At 62.9% G+C, this 26,671-nt stretch carries 21 protein-coding genes; 3 read left to right on the forward strand and 18 right to left on the reverse strand.

From position 1 onward, the window contains the following. Positions 1 to 2: 2 nt before the first annotated feature. From ACZ92H_RS18940 to pstS, 12 genes are all read right to left on the reverse strand, one after another. The gene (locus ACZ92H_RS18940; protein ID WP_131378517.1) at positions 3 to 809 is read right to left on the reverse strand and encodes a LiaI-LiaF-like domain-containing protein; all 807 of its coding nucleotides are present in this window, start codon (positions 807 to 809) and stop codon (positions 3 to 5) included. Further along, positions 799 to 1,182 (reverse strand): LiaF transmembrane domain-containing protein, encoded by a 384-nt coding sequence (locus ACZ92H_RS18945; protein WP_465050609.1) that lies wholly within the window; start codon positions 1,180 to 1,182, stop codon positions 799 to 801. Before ACZ92H_RS18945 ends, ACZ92H_RS18940 begins: the two co-directional genes overlap by 11 nt. A gap of 390 nt (positions 1,183 to 1,572) precedes the next feature. Continuing rightward, a complete protein-coding gene (locus tag ACZ92H_RS18950) occupies positions 1,573 to 2,475 on the reverse strand; it encodes an NAD-dependent epimerase/dehydratase family protein (RefSeq protein WP_465050610.1) in 903 nt (300 codons plus the stop codon). Positions 2,476 to 2,569: 94 nt separating this feature from the next. Continuing rightward, complete coding sequence (locus tag ACZ92H_RS18955) at positions 2,570 to 4,516, reverse strand: UvrD-helicase domain-containing protein (protein WP_465050611.1); 1,947 nt, start codon at positions 4,514 to 4,516, stop codon at positions 2,570 to 2,572. A gap of 35 nt (positions 4,517 to 4,551) precedes the next feature. Then, positions 4,552 to 5,748: a selenoneine synthase SenA gene (gene senA, locus ACZ92H_RS18960; RefSeq protein ID WP_465050613.1), complete on the reverse strand. Its 1,197-nt coding sequence runs from the start codon at positions 5,746 to 5,748 to the stop codon at positions 4,552 to 4,554. Between the two features lie 73 nt (positions 5,749 to 5,821). After that, the gene (phoR, locus tag ACZ92H_RS18965; protein WP_465050614.1) at positions 5,822 to 7,138 is read right to left on the reverse strand and encodes a phosphate regulon sensor histidine kinase PhoR; all 1,317 of its coding nucleotides are present in this window, start codon (positions 7,136 to 7,138) and stop codon (positions 5,822 to 5,824) included. Positions 7,139 to 7,149: 11 nt separating this feature from the next. After that, complete coding sequence (locus tag ACZ92H_RS18970; RefSeq protein WP_034755074.1) at positions 7,150 to 7,839, reverse strand: response regulator; 690 nt, start codon at positions 7,837 to 7,839, stop codon at positions 7,150 to 7,152. Between the two features lie 5 nt (positions 7,840 to 7,844). Beyond that, positions 7,845 to 8,555: a phosphate signaling complex protein PhoU gene (gene phoU / locus ACZ92H_RS18975; protein WP_034778131.1), complete on the reverse strand. Its 711-nt coding sequence runs from the start codon at positions 8,553 to 8,555 to the stop codon at positions 7,845 to 7,847. Positions 8,556 to 8,603: 48 nt separating this feature from the next. After that, positions 8,604 to 9,386 carry a phosphate ABC transporter ATP-binding protein PstB gene (pstB, locus tag ACZ92H_RS18980; protein ID WP_373631409.1) on the reverse strand — a complete coding sequence of 261 codons (783 nt, stop codon included), beginning with the start codon at positions 9,384 to 9,386 and terminating at the stop codon, positions 8,604 to 8,606. Positions 9,387 to 9,424: 38 nt separating this feature from the next. Next, positions 9,425 to 10,312 (reverse strand): phosphate ABC transporter permease PstA, encoded by an 888-nt coding sequence (gene pstA, locus ACZ92H_RS18985; RefSeq protein ID WP_131378503.1) that lies wholly within the window; start codon positions 10,310 to 10,312, stop codon positions 9,425 to 9,427. Further along, positions 10,309 to 11,280 (reverse strand): phosphate ABC transporter permease subunit PstC, encoded by a 972-nt coding sequence (gene pstC / locus ACZ92H_RS18990; RefSeq protein WP_131378500.1) that lies wholly within the window; start codon positions 11,278 to 11,280, stop codon positions 10,309 to 10,311. Before pstC ends, pstA begins: the two co-directional genes overlap by 4 nt. Positions 11,281 to 11,518: 238 nt before the next feature. After that, positions 11,519 to 12,568 (reverse strand): phosphate ABC transporter substrate-binding protein PstS, encoded by a 1,050-nt coding sequence (gene pstS, locus ACZ92H_RS18995; protein ID WP_465050615.1) that lies wholly within the window; start codon positions 12,566 to 12,568, stop codon positions 11,519 to 11,521. Between the two features lie 271 nt (positions 12,569 to 12,839). On the opposite strand from pstS, the gene ppk1 reads away from it, so the two are divergent. From ppk1 to ACZ92H_RS19010, 3 genes are all read left to right on the forward strand, one after another. Next, positions 12,840 to 14,933 carry a polyphosphate kinase 1 gene (gene ppk1, locus ACZ92H_RS19000; RefSeq protein ID WP_465050616.1) on the forward strand — a complete coding sequence of 698 codons (2,094 nt, stop codon included), beginning with the start codon at positions 12,840 to 12,842 and terminating at the stop codon, positions 14,931 to 14,933. Positions 14,934 to 14,967: 34 nt separating this feature from the next. Then, the gene (gene sixA, locus ACZ92H_RS19005; protein WP_131378494.1) at positions 14,968 to 15,426 is read left to right on the forward strand and encodes a phosphohistidine phosphatase SixA; all 459 of its coding nucleotides are present in this window, start codon (positions 14,968 to 14,970) and stop codon (positions 15,424 to 15,426) included. 310 nt (positions 15,427 to 15,736) lie between these two features. Beyond that, positions 15,737 to 15,862, forward strand: a complete 126-nt coding sequence (locus ACZ92H_RS19010) for a hypothetical protein (RefSeq protein ID WP_264372559.1) — start codon at positions 15,737 to 15,739, stop codon at positions 15,860 to 15,862. Between the two features lie 69 nt (positions 15,863 to 15,931). On the opposite strand, the gene ACZ92H_RS19015 is transcribed toward ACZ92H_RS19010, so the two are convergent. The 6 genes from ACZ92H_RS19015 to ACZ92H_RS19040 form a co-directional block, all read right to left on the reverse strand. Further along, complete coding sequence (locus ACZ92H_RS19015; protein WP_131378492.1) at positions 15,932 to 17,053, reverse strand: polyamine ABC transporter substrate-binding protein; 1,122 nt, start codon at positions 17,051 to 17,053, stop codon at positions 15,932 to 15,934. Positions 17,054 to 17,238: 185 nt separating this feature from the next. Continuing rightward, positions 17,239 to 19,845, reverse strand: a complete 2,607-nt coding sequence (gene clpB, locus ACZ92H_RS19020) for an ATP-dependent chaperone ClpB (RefSeq protein ID WP_314625085.1) — start codon at positions 19,843 to 19,845, stop codon at positions 17,239 to 17,241. 121 nt (positions 19,846 to 19,966) lie between these two features. Beyond that, positions 19,967 to 20,440 carry a molybdopterin synthase catalytic subunit MoaE gene (gene moaE, locus ACZ92H_RS19025; protein WP_131378488.1) on the reverse strand — a complete coding sequence of 158 codons (474 nt, stop codon included), beginning with the start codon at positions 20,438 to 20,440 and terminating at the stop codon, positions 19,967 to 19,969. Further along, positions 20,437 to 23,025: a DUF349 domain-containing protein gene (locus tag ACZ92H_RS19030; RefSeq protein WP_465050617.1), complete on the reverse strand. Its 2,589-nt coding sequence runs from the start codon at positions 23,023 to 23,025 to the stop codon at positions 20,437 to 20,439. The genes moaE and ACZ92H_RS19030 overlap by 4 nt, the downstream gene beginning before the upstream one ends. Positions 23,026 to 23,218: 193 nt before the next feature. After that, complete coding sequence (locus ACZ92H_RS19035; RefSeq protein WP_465050619.1) at positions 23,219 to 23,863, reverse strand: hypothetical protein; 645 nt, start codon at positions 23,861 to 23,863, stop codon at positions 23,219 to 23,221. A gap of 121 nt (positions 23,864 to 23,984) precedes the next feature. Beyond that, entirely contained in the window at positions 23,985 to 26,645 is a 2,661-nt protein-coding gene (locus ACZ92H_RS19040; protein WP_465050620.1) for a bifunctional acetate--CoA ligase family protein/GNAT family N-acetyltransferase, read from the reverse strand. Positions 26,646 to 26,671 lie beyond the last annotated feature (26 nt).

Genomic DNA, 26,671 nt, shown 5'->3' on the forward strand with positions numbered 1-26,671 from the left:
GCCTAGTTGCGGATTTCCAGGCCGCCCATGATGGCGTAGCCCGTCACGTACAAACGCTTGTCCTGGTTCGGCGGCACGATGGTCTTCTCTTCGAAGCCGCCCAGGATGGGCGTGCCCTGCAGCACGACGCTCCAGTCAGGCGGAATCTTGATGGTGATGCCGCCGCACAGGGCAAACACGTTCAGCACGGCTTCGCCTTCGATCGAGGCCTGGCGCAAGTCGATTTCACAGCCCGCCATGATGACGTTGATGTCGCCGCCCCGGAAACGCTGCGACGAGACGCGCCGCACGAAGCCGCCCAGGATGGCCGTCACTTCGATGATGCTGTCGTCATCGGCCGCTGCGCTGGCGCCCGGCGTCGCCGTCGGCTCCTTGTCCAGTGAAACGGCGCCATTCCTGGGCTGGCCGAACGCATCGGCGGGCGCAGCGCCGTCCTGGCGCGCGGAGAAATGCCGGCGCCGCTGCCGCTGCTGCGCGCCGGGCAGGGATTTCGACACCACGGCCACGCCAACGGCGATGATCACCAGCGGCCACAGCATGCTCCAGTTGACGTAGAACAGTCCCATGGCTTTCAGGGTCCAGCTCACGCCCAGCAAGACCATCACGCCGCCGACGATGTAGCTGGAACGCGTGCGGCTTTGCGATATTTTCAGCAGGCCGAAAATGATCAGGATGGTGGGCCAGAAACGGAAGGTGTAGCGCACATTGATGAAACCCAGGTTATCGAGCAGGAACAGCAGCCCCAGGCCGATGACGAGCACGCCCAGCACGATTTGCGAGGCCGAGTGCATCTGCGGTTTATTTTTCATGCTCGGACTCCCGGTAGGCAATAAAGTGTCTGTTCAACAGCGGCTCCAGCACCAGCCCCACGCCCCAGGCGATCAGCAGGGCCGGCCAGCTGTTATAAAAATTCAGGTTCCACAGTTCCTCGTACGAGACATACCACCAGGCGGCGAAGAATATCAGCCACAGGCCGCTGAGCACCTGCCTGGCGGACACGGGCGCAAGCAGCTTGTTGAGGCCGAAGATGGCCATGATCACCGGCCAATAATGCCATAGTGCATAGTAATCGTGGAGGAAGATCACATCGAGCCGGTCCAGCAGGATGATGGCGCCGATGGCGATCAGCAGCACGCCCCACAGCAGCTGGGTACGCCGGCCATATGCTTGTTCAGATTTCACGCTACCCCCTTTTGGATTGTTCGAGCGTAAAGATACCCGCAACGGGCGCGCAGCGACAGCCTTCTTCGGCGAATGGCGGATACGGGACGGTGGATGGCGACAGCGGGAAGAGATGGCGAAAAAAAAGACCGGCTGGCGCCGGCCTTGAAGGGGTTAATGCAGTACACGACTTGCGGATTCCCATGCACATCGCGATGACGTGCATGTGGAGAAATATGGTGCCGATCCTTGAGGCGACCGGCTGACCTGCTGGAAGATCGAACATGCCGCCCACTTCACGGCAGTGCGTCTCAACCAAGCAAAGCCATCATACTCCCGATTGCGAAATTTCACCGTTCGCTAGCGCACACAGAAACGCACTTGCTGAGTTGCATCAACCCAGGCAGCCGGTCACTGCGGCGGATGGAGCATGTCGCGCTGGATCCACTCCAGCACGGACGGTCCCTGCGGCTGCCAGCCCAGCAGCTTGCGCGCGCGATCGCCACGCACGCGGCTGTTGGAACCGAGGCCGTAGGATGCCATTTCATAGCCCCATTCGGCGATCGCTTCCGGCAGCGGCCAGTCCTGCGCCGGGCCCAGATCCAGCGCTTCGGCGATGGCGGCCGTCATGTCGCGGAATGCCGCCTCGCCCGATTCCACAAAGTAAAAAGTGCCGGCCGGCGATTTGTCCAGCGCCAGCAGGTACAGGCTGACGACATCGTCGATATGCACGTTGGACCAGATATTGCGGCCCGGCCCCACGTGGCGCACGATGCCGCTCTTGCGCGCCTGTTTCAGCAAGCGCGGCAGTTGTACGCTGTCGCGCGGCAAGGCGCCATGGCCGTAGATCAGGGTGTTGCACAGCACGCTGGCGCGCACGCCTTGCGCGGCGCTGGCCAGGATCAGGTCGTCGATGGCGACCCTGGCCGCCTTGTCGGCCGTGGGGGCCGGCAGCTTGTCTTCATAATAAATCTGCTGCGTGCCTTCGCCGCCCGAGGCGTCGCCCACGATGGACGAGCCGCTCGTGTGCAGGAACACTTTATTCGTGCCGGCCAGCGCTTCGATGATGGCTTCCACGGCACCGCGGTGGTCGCTGCTGGCCGCATTGATGACGGCGTCCGCCGCCCTCGCCTGTTCAACGATCAGCTCGCGGTCGTTCAGGGTACCGACGACACCTTGCACGCCGATGGTGGCCAGTTCGGCCACCTGCTCCGGCTTGCGCACGAGGCCCGTCACCTGGTGGCCGGCGCGCACGAGGCCCGCCGCAATGGAACTGCCGATGAAACCCGCCGCACCCGTCAAAAACACGTTCATATCTTGCTCCCTGTCTGGTTAGATTGCTGTCAATCACACCAGTCCAGTATGCCCGCTTTCGTCTTTCGCAAAAAGCAGTGGCACGACAAATGATCTATGACTTGGACGCAACAATCTTCTGTTTGAGCTGCAAGGCGTCGATGTAGCGGCTGCGGTAGGCAGGGTCTTCCGGCGTCAGCAAACTCAGCCTGTCGCGCGCGCGCGTGGCCGCCACGTAAAAGCGGTTTTCCTCTTCCAGCGGGTCGGTCTTACTGCGCGGGAATTCATCGACGGCCAGGTAGGGCAGGATCACGTGGTGGTATTCCAGGCCCTTGATCTGGTCGATGCAGGCGATCACCACCTTGGCCTTGCCACTGGTCACGGCTACGGCCTCTTCCATCTCGCCCAGCCAGCCGGCAAAGCCGCCCAGCGCCACGCCCGCCTCGCGGCAGACGTCGATGAAACCGTGCAAGGAGCGGGCGACGACCCGTGCCTGGGCCGGATCGACATAGATGCGGCGCGCCGTCTGTTCCAGCTGCATCAGGCCAAAGATGTGCTGCAAGGCATCGCCCGCCAGCGCATCGGGGGGCAGCGCGCGCAGGTAGTCGACGGCCGCCTCGGTCAGGGCCGCCTTGGCCTGGTTGTGCGACTTGGCCAGCTGATTGGTCAAAAAGCCTTCCAGCAAGTCCGGGTAATTGGCCACGTCGGCCTTGGCTTGCTGCAACTCCGTGCGGGTAAACGGGATTTCCGCGAACGCCGCCAGGGCTTCGAGGATGTCACCGCGGCGCGGGCCGTTCTTGATCGCGTGCAAATCCTTGCGGGCGATGGCGACCATGCCGCGCAGCATCAGCACTTCCTGGCTCAGCAAGTAACTGTTCATGTCCACCAGGCCATACGCGATGCCGCTCTGGAACAGCGCCGTTTCCACGCGGATGGCCTGGTCACGGTCGCGCAGGAGAATGGCCGTGGTGCCCGCATGCGCATGCTCGAGCGCGGCGATCAGCTGCGCGCTGCATGCCTGCGGCTGCGCATGGTCGTACTGCAGCAGCTCGATGTGGGTGGCGCGCGACAGGGCCGAAACGCTGGCCTTGTTTTTCAGCACGCCGACGGCGTGCGCCAGCTGCGGGCCGTAGCGGTAGGACGCCGTCAGCGGCAAGCGCTGCAAGGCGGGAAATTCCTGCTCGAAACGCTGGCGCAGGAAGCGGTGGTCGGCGCCCGACCACGTATAGATGACCTGGTCCTTGTCGCCGGCGCCGCAAAAAAACGCGTTGCCGCGGCGGATCAGCATGGTCAGCAGGCGGAATGACGCTTCATTCAAGTCATGCAATTCATCGGCCACGATGATCTGGAAGGCGGGCAACTGCTGGCGCAGCGGTTCATCGCCGTCAAGCATGCGCACGAGGTCGTAAGTGGCATCGAACGGCGCGCGGAACTGGATATCGCCCGTGTCGGCGCCGCGCAAGCCTTCATATTCGCGCAGCCACAGATAATGCGTGCGCGACATGCCCAGCAGCTCCAGATTGTCTTCCAGGGAATTGCTCTCGAAGTCGGGATGCTGGAAGTCCATGCGCGCCTTGGTGCGCAGCTGCAATTTCAGGAATTCGGCGATGGCGCCGTTCGTCATGTTGATTTCCAGAGGGTAACGGTCGGCGTATTTCTCGGCGACGACTTCCAGCGCTTCCCACGCCACGGGGCGCAGCTCTTCATCGCTGCGCATGGCCGCCACCTGCACGCGCTCCATCTGCTGCAAGACCTTGGCGGCGAAGGCGTCGAAGGTATCGATGGTCAGGCGCTTGACGACGCCCAGCGGCACGCCCACTTCCAGCAGGCGCTGGCGCAGGGCCACGCGGGCCGCTTCCGTAAACACCAGGGCCAGCATGCGTTCAGGCGCGCGGCCCCGGTGCAGGGCCTCGGCCAGGCGCAGGGCCAGGGTCGTCGTCTTGGCGGCGCCGGCGTTGGCGTCGATCAGCACGACTTTCTTTTGCGCCGTCTGGATGGCGACCTGTTCCGGGGTGGGCGTAATGCGTTTGGGAATGAACTGCGGGGCGTTATCTGTACTCAAAAGAAATCCTGAAAATTGTGACGGCGGTGAACGCTTTACCAGGAGCAGGTGCGCAAGCCGGCAAAGATGTCGCCGCGCTCCGGCGCGTGAAAGGCGCGCATGTGCGGCGAACGCAGGCGCGGCGGCGTGGCGAAGGCGGCGCCGCGCAGCACCTGGTGCTGCATGAAATACGGCAGCGAATATTCGCGCCAGGCGTCGGCGACAAAGCCCGGATACGGTTCGAACGGCGTCGCCGTCCATTCCCACACCTGTCCCCAGCGGAACAGCGGATGGCCGGACAGCGCAGCATACTCCCATTCCGCCTCGCTCGCCAGGCGGCGCCCGGCCCAGGCGCAATACGCTTGCGCCTCGTACAGATTGATGTGGCGCACGGCTTCGTTCGGCGGCAAGGTGGTGCGCCGTCCAAAACGCATGGTGCGCCATTGCGTCGCTTCGCGCAGCCAGTACAGGGGCGACGAGCGCTCCTGCCGCATCAGCCAGGCGCTGCCGGCCGCGCTCCAGAACTGGCGGTTCTGGTAGCCGCCGTCCGAGACGAACTCGGCGTACTGGGCATTCGACACGGGCACGGCGTCGATGGAAAATGGCGCCACATAGCAGGCATACGGCGGGCATTCATTGTCGAAGGCGAAACCGGCGTCGCGGCGCGAACCCAGCTCGATGCTGCCGCCGGCAAAGGCGATTTCCCCTGCCGGCAGCGGCAAGGCGGGACTGGCGGCCAGGGTTGCGGGCGCTTCCACACCCAGCCATTGCAAGCCAGCCAGCATTTCTTCGCCGCACAAATCCTCGTGCGCCAGCGCCAGCCGGTACGGATACAGGGCGCCATCGACATTGGCTTCGCGCGAGAGCTTGTCAAGCACGCGGTCGAGCACTTCGTGGCAATACGTCTTCACAGCGCCGGGGCTGGGCAGTTCGAGCGTCCAGCGCGCGCGCTGCTCCAGCATGTTGGCGTCGAACAAGTCGTCGCCGCGCGTGAGCAGGGAGTTATACACGGCGTCGGCCGGATGGCTGGACGGGGCTTCGCGCAGGATATACCACTCGGCAAACCAGGCGATGTGCGCAAGCTGCCACAGCGGCGGATTGAGCTGCGCATGGCGCGGCATGCGTTCCACCACGTCGAGCCCGGCGGACACATAACAATCGAACAGGGACAAGGTAGCTTGGCGCGCGGCGAGCAGCGACTGCGCCAGTTGCTGCGCACCGGCATGGCGAAAAGAAGCGTTGATTAAAGTCATGGCCTGATTGTAACGACTTTTGCCAACATTGCACCAGTCGCCGGGGAAACAGGGGGCACCGCCCCCGTCCCGCTTACTTGACCAGCAGTTCGCCCTTCAGCGGCGTGACGACGGACTTCGGCATGCTGACGATGAAGCTGCTGCCCTTGTCGGCGACGGACTGGATGGCCAGCGTGCCCCCGTGCCGCAGCAGCACGTGCTTGACGATGGCCAGGCCCAGGCCCGTGCCCTGGGTTTCGCGCGAACGGCTCTTGTCGACGCGGTAGAAACGTTCCGTCAGGCGCGAGATATGCTCCGGGCTGATGCCGATGCCCGTATCCTGCGCGATGAACTGCGGACCGGCCGGGCCATCCTGCCAGCGCAGGGTGATGCTGCCGCCGGCCGGCGTGTAGCGCACGGCATTCGAGGCCAGGTTGCCGAACGCGCTGTACAGCTCGTCGTAGCTGCCCAGCACGTCAGGGCCGTTGCATTCCATCTTGACTTCGTGCTTGCCGGCCGACAGCGCCTTGGCATCGCGCAAGACCTGCTGCATCAGCTTCCTGATATCCACCGGTTCGGGACGCAGGGGATAGTCGACCGATTCCAGGCGCGACAGGGTCAGCATGTCCTCGATCAAATGCTGCATGCGGTGGCCCTGCTCCGTCATCAGCTTGAGGTGGGCGGCGCGCGTGGCGGCGTCCAGGTCCAGCTCGGCGGAAGCGATCTCCAGGAAGCCCACGATGACCGTCAGCGGCGTGCGCAGTTCGTGCGAGGCATTGGCGATGAAATCGCGGCGCATCATTTCGATGCGCTCCGTCTCCGTCACGTCGTGCGTGACGAGAATCTGGCGGCGGTTTTCAAACGGGATGATCTGCACGATCAGCTTGCGGTTGCGGAAAGTGATCGTCAGCGGCTGGTCGTAGCGGCCCAGGATGATGTAGTCCATGAACTCGGGACTGCGGATCAGGTTGGTGACGCGCATGCCCTTGTCGCGTTCGTGCGTCAGGCCCAGGTGCTTCTCGGCGGCCGGGTTGCACCATTCAAGGAACAGCACGTCATCCATGATGACGACGCCATCGGGCAGCAGGTGCATTGCCTGGCGGAAACGCGCCAGCCATTCCGTCAGCTCGGCCTGGTTTTTCTCGTCGTCGCGGCGCATGCGGTACAGGCGCGCGAAGATGCTGGTCCAGGCGCCCCAGCCGTCGGGCAGCTTGGCGCTTTGCGGATTGTCCAGCCAGTTACTTAGCTGGAACAGATACGACAGCTGCACGAACACCATCATGGCCATCAGCACGAAGGCGATGCCCAGCGCATACGTGGCGCCAAACAGATACCAGACGACGGCCACGCCCAGCAGCGCCAGCAGCATGCGCAAGGCGGCCGGTACCCAGAACAGCAATTTCGGATTCATAGAGGCCAGCTTTATTTTTCAGACAACATGTAGCCAACGCTGCGCACGGTCTTGATCAGGCTTTCCGCCTCCTTCAAGGCTTTGCGCAAGCGCAATACGTGGACATCGACCGTGCGTTCCTCGATCACCACATGGTCGCCCCACACCTTGTCGAGCAGCTGGCTGCGCGAAAACACGCGCTCCGGATGGGCCAGCAGGAATTTCAGCAGCTTGTACTCGGCATGGCCGATATCGATCTTCTGCTCATCCATCATCACGGTGCAGCTGACGGGGTCCAGGGCCACGTTGCCGGCGCGCATGGGCGCCTGCGCGTGTTCCGGGCTCTTGCGTCGCAGCAGCGCCTTGGCGCGCGCCAGCAGCTCGCGTGGCGAGAACGGCTTGGTGACATAATCGTCGGCTCCGCTGTTCAGGCCGGCCAGCTTGTCTTCTTCCATGCTCTTGGCGGTGAGCATGATGACGGGGATGGCGGCGAAATTGCGGTCGGCGCGGATGCGCGACAGCAGGCGCAAGCCCGTTTGATCCGGCAGCATCCAGTCCAGCAGGATCAAATGGGGCGTGCGGTGCTGGATGAATTCCCACGCATCGGCGACGTTTTGTACAGAACAGCAATTCCAGCCGGATTCGCGCAGCGAATAGGTCACCAGTTCAACGATGGCCGGCTCATCTTCAACAATCAATACCGTGGTTTTATCAGATGCCATAAAGCTTACTCAGGGAGCTCCTCGGAAATGGCGGGAGCAGCCACCTTGGTGTGGCGGATGTCCTTGCCTTCAACCACGTAAATCACGTATTCGGCGATGTTTTTCGCATGGTCGCCGATCCGTTCGATGGCCTTGGCCACCCACAGGGTATCGAGCGCCGCCGAAATCGTGCGCGGGTCTTCCATCATAAAAGTAATCAAGTTGCGCATGATAGACCGAAACTCATGGTCGATGATGGCATCTTGTGCAATTAATTGTAATGCCTGCTTGCCATCATTGCGCGCGAACGCATCCAGCGCATCATGCAGCATGTCGGTGGCCGTGTTGGCAATGCCGCGCACCATCTCGTAATGGTTGACGACGCCGTTGCCGCGCTTGTGCAGATTCTTCGCCACGCGGGCGATTTTCGTCGCCTCGTCGCCCACGCGTTCGAGGTCCGTGATCACCTTGATGGTGGCCATGATGGTACGCAGGTCGTTGGCGGCCGGCTGGCGGCGCACGATCAGATGGCTGCAGGCATCGTCGAGCGACACTTCCAGCTGGTTGACGACGTCGTCTTCGCGCATCACGCGGTCGGCGCGTTCCGGATTGCCGATGCGAAAGCAGGTCATCGCGTCAAGGAACTGGGTTTCAACGATGCCGCCCATGAGCAGTACCTTCGAGCGGATCGCTTCGAGTTCGTTGTCGTATTGCTTGGATGAATGTTCGCCTATCATGCTGTCTCTCCGTATTCAGTTGTCTTGTATGTCGTTATGCCAGGCGGATCAGCCGAAGCGGCCCGTGATGTAATCCTGCGTTTCCTTGCGGGCCGGATTCATGAAGATCTGGTCCGTTTCGCCGAATTCCACCAGTTCGCCCAGGTACATATAGGCCGTGTAGTCGGAGCAGCGTGCCGCCTGCTGCATATTGTGCGTCACGATGGCGATCGTGTAATCCTGTTTCAGTTCGCTGATCAGCTCTTCCACTTTCGAGGTCGAGATCGGATCCAGCGCCGAGGTCGGTTCATCGAGCAGCAGCACGTCCGGTTTCACGGCCACGCCGCGCGCGATGCACAAACGCTGCTGCTGGCCACCCGACAGCGACAGGCCGCTCTTCGTCAGCTTGTCCTTGACTTCGCCCCACAGCGCGGCCTTTTTCAGGGCCCACTCGACGCGCTCATCCATCTCGCCTTTCGACAGGTCTTCATACAGGCGCACGCCGAAAGCGATGTTGTCGTACACGGACATGGGGAATGGCGTCGGTTTCTGGAACACCATGCCAACCTTGGCGCGCAGCATGTTGACGTCCTGGTCCGCGTCGAGCACGTTGCGGCCGCGGTACAGGATGGAACCCTCCGCGCGCTGGCCCGGATACAAGTCATACATGCGGTTCAGGGTACGCAGCAGGGTCGACTTGCCGCAGCCGGACGGGCCGATGAAAGCCGTGACTTTTTTCTCGTGGATGTCCAGGTTGACGTTATGCAAGCTTTGCGTTTTGCCGTAAAAAAAGTTCAGGCCCGAAATCTCGATGGTTTTTTTCTTTGGTGCCAAGTCTTGGGCTGGATTCATTTGCGTATTCATATGGGTTCGCTTCGCTCGATATCTGTTTAATTAGGGACTTTTTGGCTGAACACGGTGCGCGACAGGATATTCAGGGCCAGCACGCTGAAGGTGATCAGCAGTGCGCCACCCCAGGCCAGCGAGCGCCAGTTGTCGTACGGGCTCATCGCAAACGAAGCGATGACGGACGGCAAGTTGGCCATCGGCGCATTCATGTTGAAGCTTTGGAACTGGTTATTCAGGGCCGTGAACAGCAGCGGTGCCGTCTCGCCGGCGATACGCGCCAGGGCCAGCAGGACGCCGGTGATGACGCCCGCCTTGACGGCGCGCAAGCGCACCAGGGTGGCGACCTTCCAGCGCGGCGCGCCCAGGGCAAACGCGGCTTCCAGCAGGCTGTTCGGCACCAGGCGCAGCATGTTGTCCGTCGTGCGCACCACCACGGGCACGGCGATCAGCGACAGCGCGATGGCGCCCGCATAGCCGGAGAAGTGTTTCACGTGCGCCACGTACAGCGCGTACACGAACAGGCCGATGACGATCGACGGGGCCGACAGCATGATGTCGGTGACGAAGCGCGTCACTTGCGCCAGCTTGTTTTCTTCGCCGTATTCGGCCAGGTAGATGCCGGCCAGGATGCCGATCGGGGTGCTGACCAGGGTCGCCAGGCCCACCATCAGGGCGCTGCCGACGATCGCATTGATCAAGCCGCCGCCTTCGCTGCCCGGGGCTGGCGTGGTTTGCGTGAACAAATCGACCGACAGGGCGCCAAAGCCCTTCACCACCAGGGTGAACAAGATCCACACCAGCACGGCCAGGCCCAGGGCCATGGCGGCCACCGACAGGGCGATGCCGACGCGGTGCATCAGCAGGCGCTTGCGGTAGACGGGATTCATGGCCGGCTTGGCCGGAACGTCGAGAGTGCTTACTTGGCTCATTTCGTGCCTTCCTTGCGGGACATGCCAGCCAGCATCAGCTTGGCGGCGGATAAGACGATAAAGGTGATGACAAACAGGATCAGTGCCAGCGAGAACAGCGAGGACACGTGCAATGCCGATTGCGCTTCGCCGAATTCATTCGCCAGCAGGGAGGTGATGCTGTTACCGGCGGCGAACAGCGACCACGACAGTTTATTGGCGTTACCGATGACGAAGGTGACGGCCATGGTTTCGCCCAGCGCGCGGCCCAGGCCCAGCATGACGCCGCCGACGACGCCGGTCTTGGTGTATGGCAAGACGATCTTGCGCACCACTTCCCAGCGCGTGCAGCCCAGGCCGTATGCGGATTCCTTCAGCACGGCAGGCACGATCTCGAAGACGTCGCGCATCACCGAAGCGATGAAAGGGATGATCATGATGGCCAGCACCAGGCCGGCCGTCAGCAGGCCGATGCCCATCATGGGGCCGCTGAACAGCTGGCCGATGAGGGGCAGGTTGCCCAGGGTAGCCTTCAGCAGCGGCTGGACGTGGTCGGCAAACAGGGGCGCAAAGACGAACAGGCCCCAGATGCCGTAGATGATCGATGGCACGCCGGCCAGCAGCTCAACAGCCGTGCCCAGCGGGCGACGCAGCCAGGCCGGGCAGATCTCGGTGAGGAACAGGGCGATGCCGAAGCTGACGGGAAAGGCGATCAGCAGGGCGATCACCGATGTCACCAGGGTGCCGATGATGGGAATCAGGGCGCCGTACTGGTCATTGACGGGATCCCATTCGGCCGACACGATGAAATGCAGGCCGAAGGTCTGGAAGGCCGGAATCGATTCCATGATCAGCGAAATGATGATACCGACCAGCACGACCAGCACCGACAGGGCGAACAGCATCGTCACCTTGTGGAACATGAAGTCCTGGAAGCGCTGCTTGCGCATGGTGGAAAGCATCTGCGCGTGACTGATGGAATCGGTCATGGTGCCGCCTGGCATGGGGATCGTGGAAGAGGTAGATTGTGCGCTCATAGTGTGCCAGATGTGGGTGGTACTGCCGGTATTACTGCTTGCAGGTACTGCTGTTGTGAACTCTTGTTTTATTATTACTTCTTTAGCCAGGACCGTCTGCAAGGGCTTGCGGGCGGTCCTGGCTAACTCCCTGCCCCGCCGTGCTGCTGGCGGGGACAAGGATCGGTACTTATCTGGTCAAGCTATCGCATTAGTAGATGGCTTTGCCCGATGCGTCTTTCAGGTTGGCTTTCCACGATTCCTGCACCAGTTTCACGACCGATGCCGGCATTGGCACGTAGTCCAGTTCAGCAGCAGCGGCGCCACCGTTCTTGTAGGCCCAGTCGAAGAATTTCAGGACTTCCTTGGCCTTGGCTGCGTCAGCCTGCACTTTGTGCATCAGGATGAACGACACGCCGGTGATAGGCCAGCTGTTCTTGCCAGCCTGGTCGGTCAGTACCACGCCGAAGCCTGGGGTTTGCGTCCATGGTGCCGAAGCGGCAGCGGCCTTGAAGTTTTCGTCGTCAGGCTGCAGGAAGTTGCCGTCCTTGTTTTGCAGCTGGGTGTGCGACATTTTGTTTTTCTTGGCATAAGCCCACTCGACGTAGCCGATCGAACCCTTGATGCGCTGTACGTTGGCAGCAACGCCTTCGTTACCCTTGCCGCCCACGCCCACTGCCCATTTCACAGCCGAGCCAGCGCCGATTTTCGATTTGAATTCCGGGTTGGTTTTCGACAGGAAGTCGGTGAACAGGAAGGACGTGCCCGAACCGTCGGCGCGGTGCACCACGGTGATTTCCGTATCTGGCAGCTTGACGCCCTGGTTCACGGCAGCGATTTCAGGAGCGCTCCACTTGGTGATCTTGCCCAGGTAGATGTCGCCGACGATCTTGCCCGTCATTTTCAGCTGGCCTGGCGTCACGCCGTCGAGGTTGACGATGGTGACCACGCCGCCCATGATGGCCGGGAATTGCATCAGGCCCGACTCTTCCAGCTCTTCAGCCTTCAACGGCATGTCGGACGCGCCGAATTCAACAGTCTTGGCCTTGATTTGCTTGATGCCGGCGCCGGAACCGACGGACTGATAGTTCAGGCCGTTGCCGGTGTTGGCTTTGTAAGTCTCAGCCCATTTGGCGTAGATTGGGTACGGGAAGGTTGCACCAGCACCTGTCATATCTGCCGCCATGACGGAAGCGGAAGAAAATGCCATCGCTGCCGAAGCACCCACGACGATAAATTTGAACATTTGCTTCATTTGCATATCAAGTCCTCAGGGTTGTTAGGGCACAAAGTCCCGGTTGAATGCTGCGCAGTCTAGCAAGCGAATATGACAGCTTTATGACATGCGCCAAATTTCCTGAAATATTTGCCTACGCCCGGGGAAATGCCATTTTTGACGCGAAAAATGACAGGGCGGGCGACGCTTTATGACAGCTTATGTCACGCTTACGTCATATTTCATGATTACACTCACAACACGTCATACATGATGAAATACGGCTAGAATTAACTATCTGCAAAGACAAAAGAATATGAAACCTGAACTGCACATGGAAGTGACGAAATCGGGCATCTTGCTTGACCGCGAACTGTCGCAACTGACTTTCAACCGGCGCGTGATGGCCCAGGCGGAAGATCCGAACATTCCCCTGCTCGAACGCCTGCGCTACCTGTGCATCGTCAGCAGTAATATGGATGAGTTTTTCGAGGTGCGCGTGGCCAGCCTGCTGGCGGCCGGCAGCATCGGCGGCTCGCTGGCCGGCCACCCTGCCCTGGCGGCCAATCTGGAACGCATCGGCAAGGAATGCCATGCGCTGGTGGAACGCCAGTACGAGATATTGAATAACGAAGTCTTGCCTGCCCTGCGCGAAGCGGGCGTGCATTTGCTGCGCGACAGCGACCGCAACGAGGCGCAGCGCGCGTGGGTGAAGGAATATTTCGACCGCGAGGTGCGCCCCCTGCTCACGCCGATCGGCCTGGACCCGGCCCACCCGTTCCCGCAAGTCGTTAACAAGAGTCTCAATTTCATCGTTTCGCTGAGCGGCAAGGATGCGTTCGGACGGGGCACGGCGATCGCCATCGTCAAGGCGCCCCGCGTGCTGCCCCGCGTGATCAAGCTGCCCGATGACATTTCCGGTGACGGCGTGTCCTTCTGTTTATTGTCTTCCGTCATCCATGCGCATATCTCGGACCTGTTCGCCGGGCGCGAAGTGATCGCCTATTCGCAGTTCCGCGTCACGCGCGACAGCGACCTGTGGGTTGACGAGGATGAAGTCAAGAATTTGCGCCAGGCCCTGAAGGGCGAGCTGGTGGGCCGCCAGTTCGGCACCTCGGTGCGGCTGGAGGTGGCGCGCAACTGCCCGCCGGAACTGTCGCAATTCCTGCTCGACCAGTTCAATCTCGATCAAAGCCGGCTGTACCGCGTCAATGGCCCCGTGAATCTGGTGCGCCTGTCGGAAATGATCGACCACGTCAAGCAGCCCGAACTGCGCTTCCCGCCTTTCTTCCCCGGCCTGGCGCACAAGGCCATCGGCAACGACATCTTTGCCGCGCTGAACAAGCATGACATCCTGCTGCACCACCCGTACCAGTCGTTCCAGACGGTGATCGACTTCGTGCGCAGCGCCGCCTACGACCCGTCCGTCGTGGCCATCAAGCAAACCATCTACCGCACGGGCATGAACTCGGATCTGATGGAGTCGTTGATCACGGCGGCGAAGCTGGGCAAGGAAGTGACCGTCATCGTGGAACTGATGGCGCGCTTCGACGAAGAAGCCAATATCAACTGGGCCGACAAGCTGGAACAGGCTGGCGCGCAGGTCGTCTACGGCGTGGTGGGCTTGAAGACGCACGCCAAGGTCGCGCTCGTGATCCGCCGCGAGGAAGGCGCGCTGCGCTTTTACGCCCACTTGGGTACCGGCAACTACCATCCCACCACGACCAAGCTGTACACGGACTTCGGCTTGCTGACGTCCAACCAGGACCTGGCCGTGGAAGTGAACGAAGTGTTCATCCATCTGACCAGCCTGACCAAGCCGCACAACCTGAACCACCTGTGGCTGGCGCCGTTCGGCCTGCAAAGCGAGATCATCAAGGCCATCCGCAACGAGGCGAAGATCGCCCGCGCGGGCCGGCGCGGACGCATCATCGTGAAGATCAATGCGCTGGTGGATGAATCCGTGATCCGCGCCCTGTATGCGGCCTCGACCGACGGCGTGAAAATCGACCTGATCGTGCGCGGCGCCTGCACCCTGAAGCCGGGCGTGCCGGGCTTGTCGGAAAACATCAAGGTACGCTCCGTGATCGGCCGTTTCCTGGAACACAGCCGCATTTACTACTTCCGCAATGACCTGGCGCACGATGTCTACCTGGCCAGCGCGGACTGGATGAGCCGCAACCTGTTCCGCCGCGTGGAAGTGGCCTTCCCCATCCTGGACCGGGCGCTGAAACGGCGCGTGATCGCCGAAGGCCTGAATCCGTATTTGAAGGATAATACAAATGCATGGGAACTGGAGCCGACGGGCCACTATGCGCGCCGCAAGCCGCGCGGCAAGCAGAGTCCGTTCAGCGCCCAGCAATACCTGATGCACACACTGGGCACGCCGGGCGCGGAGGTCGGCGAATAAGCGTATTTCGACTTTCAACAGAGAGGAGCACAGCATGGATCTCATCTTGTGGCGACACGCGGAAGCCGAGCCGGGCGTGCCCGACCTGGAACGCGCACTGACGGTCAAGGGACAGAAACAGGCGCGCCGCATGGGCGAATGGCTCGGTTCGCAACTCTCCGAGAATTGCCGCATCCTTGTCAGCCCTGCCCTGCGCACCCTGCAGACGGCCGAGGCGCTGGGGCGCAAGTTCAAGCTGATGCCGGAACTGGCGCCCGGCGCCGAAGCGGAAGACATCCTGAAGGCGGCCAACTGGCCGGCCGGCAAGGAAACCGTGCTCATCGTCGGCCACCAGCCCACCCTGGGCCAGGCGGCCGCCCTGCTGCTGACGGGCGAAGTGCAGGACTGGGAAATGCGCAAGGCCAGCGCGTGGTGGTTCTCCCAGCGCGAGCCCGGTGACCCGATCAGCGTTTACCTGAAGGCCGTGATGGCGCATGATCTGGTCGTAAAGTAAGAGTGTTCAAGCAGGGAAATGCGCAAGGCCAGCGCAGGATGACCAGGTTCTCCCGACGCGAGCCCGGTGCCCCGATCAGCGTTGACCTGAAGGCCGACATGACGCATGACCTGTTCGTGAAATAAGGGGCCTCACGCCGGGAAATGCGCAAAAAGTGCGCTGGGACAAATTCTGGTGGAAATTACAACTCGGCAGCCTTGCAAAGCGCTGCCGATCTGCTAGAGTTTAATTGCATCAACTACGTGTTGGAGCGCTGCTCTGGCACATTGAGCAACCCAGCGGACAGCCGTCCAACGGCGGCTGAAAGACCATGTTAACCTTCCTCGTTTTTCTCTTCATCGCCATCTTCGCCGCCATCATCGGCTTCGTCGCCTTTGAATTGATCGAAGAAATGCGCGGCAGTCATCACAAGCTGTTGGACCGCTACCACGAGTAGTGTTCACCTCGGCAATATCGCATGGCGCCAGCGACGGCCACAAGTCCGTCTCTCGCGCCATCCTTGTTTTTACACTCCCGTCTTGAACTTGGTATAGATGCGCGTCATCAGGCGGCGGATATCGGCCGTGGTCGCTTCCGGTGCCGCCATGCGCTGCTTGTCGGCATCCGACAGGAAGATCGCCTTGTTTTCGCCGATGTCCTTGCGCACATACTTGATGCTGGCAGGATTCGGATTCGCGTAAAACACCTTGTTGCTCAGGCTGGCATGCACTTGCGGACGCAGGATGTAATTGATGAACAGGTGCGCATTGTTCGGGTGCGGCGCGTCGGCCGGAATGGCCATGGTGTCGAACATCAGCGCGGCCGTCTTCGGCACCAGCACCTGGATCACGTTGCCATTCTTCGCATCGATGGCGCGCTGGCGCGCGATATTGATGTCGCCCGACCAGCCCAGCGCTACGCAGACGGAGCCGTTGGCCATGTCATTGATGTAGCCGGACGAACTGAACAGGGTCACGTAGGGACGGATGGCCTGCAGCACCTTGCCCGCCTCCTGATAGTCGGCCGCCGATTTGGAATACGCCGGCTTGCCCAGGTATTGCAGGGCGGCCGGCAGCACTTCCGACGGCGAATCGAGGAAGGAGACGCCGCACGATTTCAGCTTCGACGCGTATTTCGGGTCGAAGATCAGGTCCCAGGCGTTGTCGGGCAGCGGCATCGCGCCCAGCGCGGCCTTGACCTTGTTGACGTTGATGCCCACCGTCGTGTAGCCCCACAGCCAGTCGACCAGGTAATCGTTGTTCGGGTCGATCTTCGACAGCTTCGCTTGCAGGTTCGGGTCCAGGTTGCCCAGGTTCGTCAGCTTGCTCTTGTCGAGTTTGCGCAACAGGCCCGCATCGATCTGCAGGCGCGCCCACTGGGCCGTCGGCACGACGATGTCGTAGCCGGACTTGCCCGCCACCAGTTTCGCATTGAGGATCTCGTTATTGTCGAAAACGTCGTAGCGCACCTTGATGCCCGTTTCCTTCTCAAAATTCTTGATCGTATCGTCGCCGATATAGTCCGACCAGTTATAGATGTTCAAGACCTTCTCTTCCTGGGCCAGAGCCTGGGCAGGCAATGCCAGCACGGCGGCCGCCAAGGTCAATCCCACTCCAATGCGCTGCCCTGCCTGCCATATGTTTGCCATCGTACCGCCTCCGGAATTAGTCAGAAAATAGTGCCGATCATAACAAGAAGGGCGGTATCAGGTCTAGCCTGATACCGCCCTGCTTTAGATTATGCCGATGTTAACTTGCGCCAACACCCCACAGCGTAGAACTGGGGTCAGACCCGGCGGGTCTGACCCCGGCTTTTGTTCGCCTTTGGGGTAAATTACACCTTGTCCAGCCCCACTTGCGCACCCGTAAATACCAGGTTGCCGTTCTGGGCGTCGATGCGGATCTCGTCTTTCGGGCCAAAGCGGCCTTCCAGGATCAGCTTCGACAGCGGATTTTCGATCTGCTGCTGGATCGCCCGTTTCAACGGACGGGCGCCATACACCGGGTCGTAGCCCGCTTCGGCGATTTGCTGCAGTGCCGCGTCGGTCAGGCTCAGCGCCATGTCCATGCGCGCCAGGCGTTCTTCGAGGATCTTCAGCTGGATCTTCGCGATCGCGCCGATGTTCTTCTCGTCGAGGCCGTGGAACACGACGATTTCGTCGATACGGTTGACGAACTCGGGACGGAAGTGCGAGCGTACCTCGGCCATCACGGCCAGCTTCACGACACCGGGATCATCGCTCTCCATGGCCTGGATCTTGTGCGAACCCAGGTTCGAGGTCATGATGATGACGGTATTCTTGAAGTCCACCGTCCGGCCCTGGCCGTCCGTCATGCGTCCATCGTCGAGCACTTGCAGCAGCACGTTGAAGACGTCAGGGTGGGCCTTCTCGACTTCATCGAGCAGTATCACGCTGTACGGTTTGCGACGCACGGCTTCCGTCAGGTAGCCGCCCTCGTCGTAGCCGACATAGCCTGGCGGCGCGCCGATCAGGCGGGCCACGGAATGCTTCTCCATGAACTCGCTCATGTCGATGCGGATCATCGATTCTTCCGTATCGAACAGGAAAGTCGCCAGCGCCTTGCTCAGCTCGGTCTTGCCGACACCCGTGGGTCCCAGGAACATGAAGGAACCATACGGACGGTTCGGGTCGGACAAGCCGGCGCGCGAACGGCGGATGGCGTCCGCCACGGCCGTGATCGCTTCATCCTGGCCGACGACGCGCTCATGCAGCTTCTCTTCGATGTGCAGCAGCTTGTCGCGTTCGCCCTGCATCATGCGCGACACGGGAATGCCCGTCGCGCGCGACACCACTTCGGCGATTTCCTCCGCGCCCACTTCCGTGCGCAGCAGCTTCGGATGATCGGGATCGACCTTCGGCATGCCGCTGTCGGCCTGCTTGAGCTGGGCTTCCAGCTGCGGCAGCTTGCCATACTGCAGCTCCGACACTTTCTGCCAGTTGCTCTCGCGCGTCGCCTGCTCCATCTGCAGCTTGACGTTTTCGATCTCTTCCTTGATGTGCGTACTGCCTTGCACCACGGCTTTTTCTGCCTTCAGGATTTCCTCGAAGTCATTGTATTCACGCTGCAGCTTGACGATTTCTTCCTCGATCAAGGCCAGGCGGCGCAACGATGCTTCGTCCTTTTCCTTCTTGACGGCTTCGCGCTCGATCTTCAGCTGGATCAAACGGCGTTCCAGCTTATCCATCACTTCCGGCTTGGAATCGATCTCGATCTTGATCTTCGCCGCCGCTTCATCGATCAGGTCGATCGCCTTGTCCGGCAAAAAGCGGTCCGTGATGTAGCGGTGCGACAGCTCGGCCGCCGCGATGATGGCCGCGTCCGTGATCTCCACCTTGTGGTGCAGCGCGTATTTGTCCTGCAAGCCGCGCAGGATGGCGATGGTCGCCTCCACGGTCGGCTCGTCGACCAGCACCTTCTGGAAGCGCCGCTCGAGCGCCGCATCCTTCTCGATGTACTTGCGGTACTCGTCGAGGGTGGTGGCGCCCACGCAATGGAGTTCGCCGCGCGCCAGCGCCGGTTTCAGCATATTGCCGGCATCCATCGCGCCTTCGGCCTTGCCCGCGCCCACCATGGTGTGCATCTCGTCGATGAAGACGATGGTCTGGCCTTCGTCCATGGCCAGTTCCTTCAGCACGGATTTCAGGCGTTCCTCGAACTCGCCGCGGAACTTCGCGCCCGCCAGCAAGGCGGCCATGTCCAGCGACAGCACGCGCTTGCCCTTCAGGGACTCGGGCACTTCGCCATTGACGATGCGCTGCGCCAGGCCTTCGACGATGGCGGTCTTGCCCACGCCAGGTTCGCCGATCAGCACGGGGTTGTTCTTGCTGCGGCGCTGCAGGATCTGGATGGTGCGGCGAATTTCATCGTCGCGCCCGATCACAGGGTCGAGCTTGCCCTGACGCGCGCGTTCCGTCACGTCCAGGGTGTATTTTTTCAGCGCTTCGCGCTGCCCTTCGGCCTCTTGCGAATCGACCTTGTTACCGCCGCGCACGGCGTCGATGGCCGCTTCCAGGGCCTTGCGGGTCAGGCCGTTCTCGCGTGCCAGCTTGCCGCAGTCGGACTTGTCTTCCGTCATCGCCAGCAGCACCATTTCGCTGGAAACGAACTGGTCGCCCGCCTTTTGCGCTTCCTTGTCGGCCAGGTTCAAGAGGGCCACGAATTCGCGGCTGACCTGCACGTCGCCGCCCGTGCCGGAAACTTTCGGCAAGCGGTCGATCGACGAGGTCAGGGCCTTCGACAGGCCGCCCACGTTAACGCCGGCGCGCTGCAACAGCGAGCGGGCGCCGCCGTCGTCCTGGTTCAACAAGGCCGTCAGCAGATGGACTGGTTCAATGTAAGGATTGTCGTTGCCCACAGCCAAGCTTTGCGCATCGGCCAGGGCTTCTTGTAGCTTGGTAGTCAGTTTATCTTGTCGCATGAAAAGCGCTCCCGGTTAATTAGTTGTTAACCAAATTGGGGTGAGGCAGTACTTTTCAAGCATACACAAAGCAGAAAACTGATGCACTAAGGCAAATGCTACGGTGCGGCGCGCGTACGATTCAAATGGCGCTTGCTTTTGCGGCCCACTTGTTTAAGGCCGTCTCGTCGCTGTCGCGCGCGTCGACCCAGCGCGCCCCTTCGGGCGTGTCTTCCTTCTTCCAGAACGGCGCTTCCGTCTTCAGGTAATCGATGATGAACTCGCAGGCGGCGAAGGCCTCGCCCCGGTGCGCGGACGACACGGCCACCAGCACGATCTGCTCCTGCGGCAGCAAGGGCCCCACGCGGTGGATCACCAGCGCGCCGGACAATGGCCAGCGCGCGCGCGCCTGCTCGACGATGGCCTCGATGGATTTCTCCGTCATGCCCGGATAATGCTCGAGTTCCATGGCCGCCACGTCCAGCCCCTCGTTCATGTCGCGCACGGTGCCGACGAAGCCGACGACGGCGCCCACCTTGGGGTTGCCTGCACGCAATTGTGCGATTTCTTCACTCAGGTCAAAATCGGCCTGCTGGACGCGGACGGAGGTACTCATCTGGCCTGGCCTCCGATGCGGCGCAGCAGGGTTTCAATGCGGCTGGCCGTGCGCGCGTCGGTGGCGGCGGGAATCGCGCACAGCTGCATCAGCTGCGACACTTGCGTGAGCGGCTTCTGGCCTGATTTGAGCGACGATTGCAGCACTTCCACCTGCATTTTCAGGCGGTCGCGGGCAAATTCGGCGCCGCTGTCGACGCCGGCGACAATTTCCAGGCGCAAGACTTCATCAAGCAGGCGGGCCTGGTTGGCTTGCAACTGCTGCACGTAGGCGGCGCTGCCCTCGCCCAGCGCCGCTTGCGCGCCGGCGAAGCGCTGCTGCAGGCTGCGTTCGTATTGGGCGTCCAGCGCCGGCAAGGCGCTCCAGCGCGCGCTCCACGCCTGCGCGTCGACGCTCGCCTCGCCATCGGCCAAGGAGGCTTCCAGCGCCTGCACGAGGCGCAGCTTGTCGCGCAAGGCGTTGGCCTGCGCCGCGCCGGCGCGCTCGGCGATGGCGTCCGCCTGCGCCTGCACGCCGGCCACGGCCGCCTGGTAGCGCTGCTCGATCTTCGCTTCGCTGGCGCGCGGCACGGGGCCGGTGGCGTTCCAGGCGCTGCGCGTATCGCGCAGCAACTGGTTGATGGCGGCCGTGCGGGCCTTGTCGTCGCCGTCGGGGATGACGGCCGTTTCCAGGCTGGCGCACAGCGCTTCGCGCGCATGCAGGTGTTCGCGGCGCTCATGGTCGGCCGCATGCGCCGTTTCCTTGCGCTTGGCAAAGATATCGTCGCAGGCGGCGCGGAAACGCTGCCACAGCGCCTGCTCGGCGCGGCGTTCCAGCGGCAAGGCCTTGGCCAGCTCCTGCCATTTATCCTGCAGGGCTTTCAGCATGTCGACCGTGTTGCGCTCGGATGGCTTGAGCAGGCCCACTTCGACGATCAGCTGCTCGCGGCGCGCCGTCTCGATCTGGCGCTGCGTGTCCAGCGGCTTCGACAGCGCGTCCAGCGCGGCGCCAAATTCCGTATCCAGGCGTTTCTTTTCCTTGCGGTCGATGGTGCCCAGGCGCGTCCACGCCTGGCGCAGGCGCTGCGAGCTTGACGCGACGTGTTTCCAGTCCGTGCTTTCTTCCGCTGCCAGGGCCGCCGTTTCCGCGATCAGGGCCAAGGCCTTGGCCGCATTGCCATGGCGCTCTTCGGCCAGCTGCTTGAAATGCTGGGCGGCCGGCGCATAGGCCACGCTGCAGGCGGCGTCGAAGCGCTCCCACAGGGACTTGGGCGCCGGGCCGGACAAGGTGTCGAGCGACTTCCAGCGTTCGCGCAGGCTGCCCACTTTCTTGGCCAGTTCGGCCATCGGCAATTGCTGCGCCGGCAGTTCCTCGCCCGCCTTGACCAGTTCCTCGCGCGAGACGTTGCCGCCCCAGCGGGCCCAGTCGGCCAGCTGCTTGAACTGCGCGCGCACATGGGCCAGGCGGTCGGACTGGGCCGGCGTCAAGCGGCCATGCTTGGTATCGCGCAAGGTCTTGTCGTGCTCGGACGCCACGTGCAGCAAGCCTTCCTGCAGCGCCGCTTCCATGGCGTCGAGGGTCTTGAAGAACTGTTCCGTCGCTTCCTTCGAGACGGGGGCGTGCTCCTGGCGCGGCTTGCGCGGCGCAGGCGCATGCTCCGCCGCTTCGCCAGGCACGGCGGCCACAGGCGCTGCCTGCACGGGGGCTGGCGCACTGGCCAGCAAGGCCGCGAATTGCTGCTGCAAGCTGTCCGACAAGGGCGACTCGGGCAGGCGCGGCAAGGCTTGCCAGGCGCGTTGCAAGGCATCGGCGTCGAGGGCGGCGGCGTCCTGCGCCTGCCAGTCGGCCAGGGCAAGCTGGCGCGCATCGAACACGGCCTGGTGCTGCTGCAGCGCCTGCAGGGCGGACTGCGCCTGTTCGCGCGCCTGGCCGAAGTCGCTTTCCAGGTGTTTCGGCAGGGAAGCGCGCTCAGGCGATTGCGCGTGTTGCGCGTGCTGCGCATCGAGGCGGGCCAGCGCCTGCGCCAGCCCGTCGGCGGACTGGCCGCCGGCAGCCAGCGCGCGCATGGCGCCCACGGCATCGATCACGGCGCGCTGCAAGAGCACTTGCGTTTCCAGGCGGGCGGCCAGCGCGGCGCGCGCGGCGGCGAAGGCCGTGGCCAGTTCCGGCGTGGATTTGATGACTTGCCACTGGCGGTCCAGTTCGGCCACCTGGTTCGGGCTCAGCTTTTCATCGTTCAACAGGCGCTGCGCCGTGTCGATGCTGGCCTGGGCGCGCTGGGTTTCGGCCGCCTGATGGCGGATCAGGTCGATACGGCCCTGCATCAGCTTGGCGACGCGGCGGTCCGTGTTGCGCATGGCCTGGTGGACTTTTTCCAGCAGGGGCAGGGAGTGGACGTGTTCGGCCGCGATCAAACGGGCATCGGCAAATTCGCTGGAAACAATGAAATCGGCAGCGGCGGCTTCGTCGCCCGCCACGGCATGGGCACGCGCCACCTGTTCGGCGCGGCGCGATGCGCTCTGCGCCGACGCGGCGGCCTGTTCTGCCACGACAGGATCGGGGGCGGCAGTCTTGCTGGCAGAACGCTTGAAAAGAAATTCGAACATGACGGGTTTCGCGTGGATCAAAACCACCATCATAACAAAGCCCGGGGTATTGCATCGGACAGGGCTGAACAAGTTATCAAATGAATAAAGCCAATCTTTTCCTTAGCTATTTCTCCTCTGGCGGCACGCCGCTCACAGGAACAAAAGCGCCCCCGGCAAGCGTGGCATGGCGGGGTGTGCGCTCGCTACCCGTTCAAGCCTGCGCACGCAACGGCCGTGCCGGCGCAGGCACGGCGGGCGCGCTGTCCTGCACTGCCGTTTCCACACCACTGCCAGCCGCCGCCATGGGTGCCGGCAACACAAAGGGCAGCACTTGCGCCTTGTCGCGGCGCGCTTCCTGTGCCCGCGCATCGTGGGCCAGGAATTGATAGGCGATGGCGAACCACGCCTCGCCCACGATGACCTTGCGGGCCAGGGCAAACAGTTCGCGCTCCTCTTTTTCCAGGCGCTGCAGCAGGGCCGCGCAAAAGCCGTCGATGGCCGCGCACAGTTGCCCGGCCTGCAGTTCGGAATTGTCGATGGCGGCGCCCGCGTGCCGCTGCACGGCATTGATGCTTTCCAGCGCCGCGTGATTCAAGCCATTGATTTCGTCCAGCAATCCATCCGCATGGGGCTTGGCCTGGCGGATGGCGGGAATCAGGTACATCTCCACCTTGCGCCAGTAGCCGCCCTGGTACAGCCGGCTCAGCCAGTCCCCCGCGTACTGCAGCTGCGCCAGGCTCAGGCTGCTCTGGTGGCGCAATTGCACATGCATGTACTTCTGAAATGCCAGCAAACTCATGCGGATGCTGGCCTGTTCCACTGACAAGGACACCAATATATATGTTGCAGTAAGCATGCACTCACTCCCAAAGCGTGCCGGATGAATCATCCTGGAAGTGAAAGTGTAAAGACTACCGACATGGGCGGGTTTGATCCTGCACAAACTCAAGCGGGACGGCGGCCCGCTTTCTGCGGCCTCAGCGCAGGCCGATATGCAGGTTAACGACGCCCGGCTCTTCCGACGGCGTGACCTCGCCGCCAAAGCTTTTCACCAGCCGCTGCATGCCCTTGTTGCGCGCCATGGCCTCGCCCACCAGCGCTTCCGTGCCGCGGCTGCGGAAGTAGTCGACCAGCTTTTCGAACAGGATATGGCCCAGGCCCTTGCCCTTCAGGGCCGAGCGCACGGCGATGGCGAAATCGGCGTGGATATTGTCCGGGTCGGCCACGGCGCGCACCACGCCCAGGGTTTCCGGCTTGCCGTCCGGCCCCGTGTGCGTGGCGATGAAGGCCATGGCGCGGTCATAGTCGATCTGCGTCAGGCGCGCCAGCTGCGACACGGGCAGCTCGCGCATGGAGGTGAAAAAGCGCAGGCGCACGTCGTCCGGGTCCAGCGCGTGGAACAGCTCCATGTGCTGCGGCGCGTCCTCGGGACGGATGGGGCGCAGCAAAATCGGCTGGCCCATCCATGTCACCTGCTCTTCCAGCTCCTGCGGATACGGGCGGATGGCCAGCCGGTCGCTCTTCTGGCCCGGCTGCAGACGGATGCGCGCGTCGAGGGCGATCACGCCGTCCGCGTCGGCCAGCAGCGGATTGATGTCGAGTTCGGCCAGCTCGCCGATGTCGGCCACCAGTTCGGCCACCTGAATCAGCGTGTAGCAGATGGCGTCGATGTCGGCCGGCGGCTGGCTGCGGTAGCCGGCCAGCAGCTTCGACACGCGCGTGCGCGCCAGCATGTCGCGCGCCAGCACCATGTTCAGCGGCGGCAGGCCGATGGCGTGGTCGGCCGTCACTTCCACGGCGATGCCGCCCTGCCCCACTAATATGACGGGGCCGAAGGCGGCATCCGTCGTCACGCCGACGATCAACTCATGCGACTGCGGCCGGCGCGCCATCTGCTGCACCGTGAAGCCGTCGATCAGCGCGTCGGGCCGCATGCGGCGCACCCGCTTGAGCATGGCGGCGGCGGCCGTGCGCAGGATGTCCGGCGTCTCCAGGTCCAGCGCCACGCCGCCCACGTCGGACTTGTGGGCGATGTCGGGAGAGTGGATTTTCAGCGCCACCGGATAGCCGATATCGGCCGCCACGGCCAGCGCCTCTTCCACGTCGGCCGCCATGCGCGTGGTGGCGACGGGAATGCCGTAGGCGGCCAGGATCTCCTTGGAGCGGCATTCGCCCAGCACCGTCTGGCCGGCCGCCAGCGCGGCGGCGACGATTTCGCGCACGCGCGCGCGGCGCGGCGTGGCCGACATGGGCAGCTGCGCCGGCACCTGCATCAGGGTTTCCTGGTTGCGCCGGTACTGCACGATCTGCATGAAGCCATGCACGGCCTTTTCCGGCGTGTCGTAGGTGGGAATGCCGGCCCGGTTGAAGACCTGGCGCGCGGGCGCCACGGTGGTGCCGCCCAACAGGCACGACAGCACCGTGCGCGACGTCGCCTTGATCAGCGGCGTGACGGCTTCGGCGATATCGATCGACGAGACCATGGCCGTGGGCGCGTGCAGCAGCAACAAGGCGTCCGCCTGCGGCTCGTCGAGCAGCGGCTTGATGGCGTCCGCATAGCGCTGCACGGCCGAGTCGCCGGGCAGGCCGACGGGATTGTCGTGCGACCAGCCCCGCGGCAGCGCCTTTTCCAGCGCGATGACGGTATCGGGCGACAGTTCGGCCAGCTTGCCGCCGCTGCCCACCAGCGCGTCCGTGGCCATCACGCCCAGGCCGCCGCCGTTGCATAAGATCGCCAGGCGCTCGCCGCGCTGCGCGCGGATATGCGTGAGGGTTTCCACGGCGTCGAAGAGTTCCTCGGCCGAATACACGCGCAGCATGCCGGCGCGGCGGATGGCCGCGTCGTACACGGCGTCCGAGCCGGCCAGCGCGCCCGTGTGCCAGGCCGCCATGGCCGCGCCTTCCGCCTCGCGCCCCGCCTTCAGCACGATGACGGGCTTGCTGCGCGCCGCCGCCCGCGCGGCCGACATGAATTTGCGCGCCGCGTGGATGTCTTCCATGTACAGCAGGATGGCGGCCGTGTCGATGTCGCCGGCCAGGTAGTCGAGCAGGTCGCCGAAGTCGATGTCGTAGCTGCCGCCCAGCGAAATGAACTTGGAAAAGCCCACGCCGTGCGCATTGGCCCAATCGAGCACGCCCGATACCAGCGCGCCCGATTGCGAGACAAAGGCGATCTTGCCGCTCGTCGCGCCCAGGTGCGCGAAGCTGGCGTTCAGGCCCAGTTTCGGCACCAGCAAGCCCATGCTGTTGGGGCCGAGGATGCGCAGCAGGTGCGGCTTGGCCGCTTTCAGCATGGCCAGGCGCAGCGACTGTTCGCGCTTCGGATCGAGGCCGGAGGTCATGACGATGGCCGCGCGCGTGCCCAGCGCGCCCAGTTCGCGGATCAGGGCCGTGATGGTGGCGGGCGGCGTGCAGATGATGGCCAGGTCCGGCGCCTTGGGCAGCTGCGCCAGCTTGCGGTAGCATTTCAAGCCCATCAGCTCGTCGTACTTGGGATTGACGGGCCAAATCTCGCCTTGATAACCGCCACCGAGCAGGTTGTAGAGGGCGATGGCGCCCAGCTTGTGTTCGCGCGCCGTGGCGCCGATCAGGGCCACCGAGGCCGGCTTGAACAGCTTGTCGAGATTACGGATACTCATGTTCTGGCCTTGTCGATTGCCGAAGC

The organism is Janthinobacterium foliorum (assembly GCF_978021625.1).